This is a genomic window from Clostridia bacterium (assembly GCA_014360065.1).
Taxonomy (GTDB): Bacteria; Bacillota; DSM-521; order Neomoorellales; family JACIYF01; genus JACIYF01.
The window spans coordinates 1-3,388 of the sequence record JACIYF010000193.1; the positions used below are offsets into that span (position 1 = coordinate 1).

At 57.1% G+C, this 3,388-nt stretch carries 4 protein-coding genes; all 4 read right to left on the reverse strand.

The window, feature by feature from the left end; all coding sequences use genetic code 11:
- Positions 1-382: 382 nt before the first annotated feature.
- Complete coding sequence (locus tag H5U02_14775) at positions 383-1,279, reverse strand: NERD domain-containing protein (protein MBC7343684.1); 897 nt, start codon at positions 1,277-1,279, stop codon at positions 383-385.
- 338 nt (positions 1,280-1,617) lie between these two features.
- Positions 1,618-1,860 carry a TM0996/MTH895 family glutaredoxin-like protein gene (locus H5U02_14780; protein ID MBC7343685.1) on the reverse strand — a complete coding sequence of 81 codons (243 nt, stop codon included), beginning with the start codon at positions 1,858-1,860 and terminating at the stop codon, positions 1,618-1,620.
- A 90-nt stretch (positions 1,861-1,950) separates the two neighbouring features.
- Positions 1,951-3,123: a permease gene (locus H5U02_14785; GenBank protein ID MBC7343686.1), complete on the reverse strand. Its 1,173-nt coding sequence runs from the start codon at positions 3,121-3,123 to the stop codon at positions 1,951-1,953.
- Positions 3,124-3,188: 65 nt separating this feature from the next.
- A partial coding sequence (locus H5U02_14790; GenBank protein MBC7343687.1) for a hypothetical protein occupies positions 3,189-3,388 on the reverse strand: 200 nt, incomplete at its 5' end.

The following is a 3,388-nucleotide window of genomic DNA, read 5'->3' on the forward strand; positions in this document are numbered from 1 at the left end:
TACTGACCACAAACGTGGTCAGTATCTTGCCTGCTCGTTCCTGTCGTGGCCAGCCAAATACTAGCTTCGGCAGTATACCCCTGCACCCCATCGGCTATCTCCCAGCTGTCGGCTACCGTGCCTTCGGCCTCAGGATGTGGCCAGCGCCGGAACCCTGCTAGCCAGGTCAATCGTACCAGACGCATGTGACACCAGGTGTCGTTATGTGTGGAGATCTTTCTGCCGGTAAGCCCGGGCAGATCCCCAAGCCTTTTTCCGCGATCGTGGATCAGCCGGGCGTCATAACCGTACTCCTCCAGGAGGCCGACGGGGCTTCCCCTGCAACAGTTTGCAAAACACCCAGCGCGTTATGACATGCTGCTGTCCACCAGCGGCAGCAGGATCAGCCGTCGAGGTAGAAGAACCAGCCGCCAGCCTCAAACCTGTCCGCCACCAGCGTTGATACTACGTACCCTCTCTCCGCGTACTCCCGGCGTATGGCTTCGGCCTCCTCCCTCGTGCCCCGCACCTTGACGTATTCCCGCCCCTGCCGGTTTCTCCCCCTGGTCACCTCAACCCCAGTCCTGCCCACCTCCCAGGGCCTCGCTTCGGCAACGGCCGCAGCCACGGCCTCCACCTGCTCCGGCGACAGCACCCGGTCCCTCCCCTGACGCCGCAGCCAGAACGCCAGCGCCGCGCCGCTGTCGAAGACCGGCATCGAGCACTCTTTAGTCTTCAGCCACCTAGCTCGGGTAAAAAGAACAACCGGAGTCACATACTCTTCAGGATGACCCGGCAAGTCCAGTCTGGTTCCCGCAAGCCATTTCAGGAATAAGCGCTTGTGCCTCAAGTTCTGCCTGGTGGGGCTCTCGCAGGGAACCCAGGAGCTACCCTGCTTCCGCTTCCATCTGTCCCTGTTGCCCATCAGGGCCCCCTCCCAGGCCTTGGTCTCCACCAGGTATATCCCCGGCGGGCCGACCAGCACGTGGTCGATCTGCGCGAACTCATCCGGCTCAGGCTCCAGCACCACATCGTTAACCAGCACCCAGTCTCTGGACAGGAACAGCCAGAGTCGCACGGCCGCCGCGTCCTCCCCGCCCTCGCCCCGGGATGCGTCTTTGGCCCGCGCAGCGTCGAAGCTGAGCTCTGCCAGAGGCTTCAAGGCCCAGCGGATCCAGGATGGGACCTCCTCGTCTATCCTGGTCCTCATCTCCTGCTTCTCGCGCTCTATCTTTGCCCTGATCTTTGCCCTGAAGAGCTTCTTGATCTCCCTGTTCTGGCGCAGTGTCCGCGCAGGCATGGCATCATCCCACCGTTCTCCTTTTCTCCTGGCGCTGGAACGCCTGCGAGGCGACGCAGTGTCCGCCCTTAGGCTCCAGCCGCAGCCACGGTCTACCGCTGCCCGCAGTGCGAGCTGGTCGTGGGCCGAGACGAGAACTCCGCCATGAACCTGCTCAACAAAACTCTTGCCGAGCTGGCCCAGCCGCAGGCGAAACCGGAGGGTTTCACCGCGCGAGCCCTGTACCATCGTACCCCGTAGGGAAGGTGGCACACGGAAACTTTCGAGGTACATGATATGGCCGTGGCTTCTGCGGGTTAATCTCTGCAGGATGCCTCCAATTCATTGGAGGGAGGAGGTCACCTCATTTCCTCTTGGATCCACTTCTTAATCTCTTCTTTGTCGGGCACCCGACCAAAAACTTTCACTTTGCCGTTGATGACCAGCCCCGGTGTCATCATGACCCCGTAATCAGCGATGCTGTTGATGTCAGTCACCTTTTCTACGTCAGCCCCAACGCTCATTTCGGCCAGGGCGTTTATAACATTTTGTTCCATCGCCTTACAGCGGGCACAGCCCGGACCCAAAACCTTGATTTCCATTATGTGACGTCTCCTCCTACCTTTTGGATTGAATTGAAAAGCATTTCCATGGTGGAAATGGCGGTAGCAAATACGGCAGAAGCTAGCCGACTAGCCGACCAGTGCCCCGAACACTATGCCCGTTAAGGTAGCCATTATCACCACCAGAGAAACGTAGGCGACGGTTTTCTTAAAGCCCAGGACACTGTTTATAACCAGCATGCTGGGCAAGCTTAAAGCCGGCCCCGCTAAAAGGAGGGCTAAAGCCGGGCCTTGGCCCATACCCGAGCCCAGAAGCCCCTGGACAATGGGCACTTCCGTTAGGGTGGCAAAGTACATAAACGCTCCTACCAGGGAGGCAGTAAAGTTGGCCAGAATCCCATTTCCCCCTACGACCATAGATATATACTTAGCCGGGATAATCCCTGCATCCACCCCCGGCCTGCCCATGAGAAAGCCGGCTATCAGCACGCCTCCGAAAAGAAGGGGTAAAATCTTGATACTGAAATCCCAGGTAGAATCCATCCAGGCAGACAACTCTTCCCGCGTAAACCAGGCCCTTAAAATTAAGGCCAGGGCTATGAGCAGGCCAATTACCAAATACCACTTCACGCTGTAGACAGCGTACCAGAAGCCTGCATCTTCTTGGGACCTGCCCCAGGCGGCAAAGACGAGTATCAAGACCAGGATCAGGAAGTATAGCGTGGTCTGGCCCAAAGTCCGCCGAGGTCCCCCTTCTCCTTCAGGCACGAGCAATCCTTTGACCCTTTCTTGTTCTTCTCCTCTGAAGAGCAGGGCCATAATAAGGCCGATGACCACCGAAAACAGAACTGCTCCTAGGGCCCTGGCCAGGCCGATCTGCCAACCCAGGACTCGGGCTGAAAGGATAATGGCCAAAACATTAATAGCCGGCCCGGAGTAAAGAAAGGCTATGGCTGGGCCCAGGCCCGCTCCCCGCTTGTATATGCCCATAAATAAAGGCAGTACAGTGCAGGAGCAAACAGCCAGTATAGCTCCCGAAACGGCACCTACCCCATAGGCCGTCACCTTGGGGCTATCCGGCCCCAGGTACTTAATGACCGCCTGGGAGGAAAGGAAGTTGCTCATGGCCCCGGCTACAAAAAGGGCGGGCACTAGACAGAACAGTACGTGCTCCCTAGCATATTCCTGCAGCATATAAAAAGCTTCCAGTATAGCGCTCTGCATCCTGGGGTGTTGGAAGGGCAGAAAGTAGGCTGCTAGGAATGCGGCTACAATTAGTAGTAACTTGGTCTGCTTGCTCACAGGAACATCTCCTTCAATTAAGGTCCAAAGGCAAGAGGTTATGCGTATCTTCCATCATGTGAAGTTTACAACTCCTGAGGAGGGGGACAAGAACTTAACGCTTTTCCGCTGGCTACAAGAGCTTCGTAGCGCTCCCATTCTTCTTGCATCTGAGGGATGTCTTGGACGGGAGCGGCCAGGAACAAATCTAATTCCTTTTTGTATTTGTCGAATACATCCTTGGCCAACCGGTAACGAACGCGCTGGCCTTCCTTTTTTTCCTGCG

Excerpts from the sequence above, each read along its gene's own strand:
- H5U02_14775 (MBC7343684.1), bottom strand. The coding sequence starts at position 1,279 with ATGCCTGCGCGGACACTGCGCCAGAACAGGGAGATCAAGAAGCTCTTC.
- H5U02_14780 (MBC7343685.1), bottom strand. The coding sequence starts at position 1,860 with ATGGAAATCAAGGTTTTGGGTCCGGGCTGTGCCCGCTGTAAGGCGATG.